The organism is Sessilibacter sp. MAH3, from assembly GCF_054658275.1.
Genome location: NZ_BAAGIE010000067.1, coordinates 1 through 535 on the forward strand (window position 1 = coordinate 1; position 535 = coordinate 535).

General features: G+C 42.1%; 1 protein-coding gene. It reads left to right on the forward strand.

The window, feature by feature from the left end:
• Positions 1-23: 23 nt before the first annotated feature.
• Positions 24-437: a hypothetical protein gene (locus ACYQ2C_RS18570; protein WP_460104694.1), complete on the forward strand. Its 414-nt coding sequence runs from the start codon at positions 24-26 to the stop codon at positions 435-437.
• Positions 438-535: the final 98 nt, after the last annotated feature.

Sequence of the window (535 nt, forward strand, 5' to 3'; positions counted from 1 at the left end):
CGTTATGCATAAAAGGATAGATCGTGGAATTAGCCTGTTTTGAAAAAGATTATTGGCAATTACGGGATGGGGAGGAATCTCATAAGGCAAATCCCGAAACATTTTGGATTCCACCACTCGAGAAAAGGAAATCTTTAAAGGTCGGCGACGCTGCCAAGTTAATTCTCGAAATAGAAAATGAAGATGAAAACGGAAAAATAATTGTGGAAGGTGAGCGTGGCTATGTAATTGTGTCAGAAATCATTGGCGACAAATACATAGGTATTCTCGACTTTCAGCCTGCTTGCATAGAAAAAGGCCAAGATGATGTCTATCTCTGCTTTGGAGCTGAAATTCCATTTTCGCATGAACACGTCATTGATATTGATCGCCCACCGGATGATTATATTGAATGGCAATTAAGTCAAAAACCCGAACGAATTTGGCATCGAAAATAATGCATAACAAACACACCAACCACGCCCAATTTGCAAAAAGCGCAAATTGGGCTGGACTCGCTCCACGATGTTCCGCTCGCCGGTTGTGTGGGCGTTAG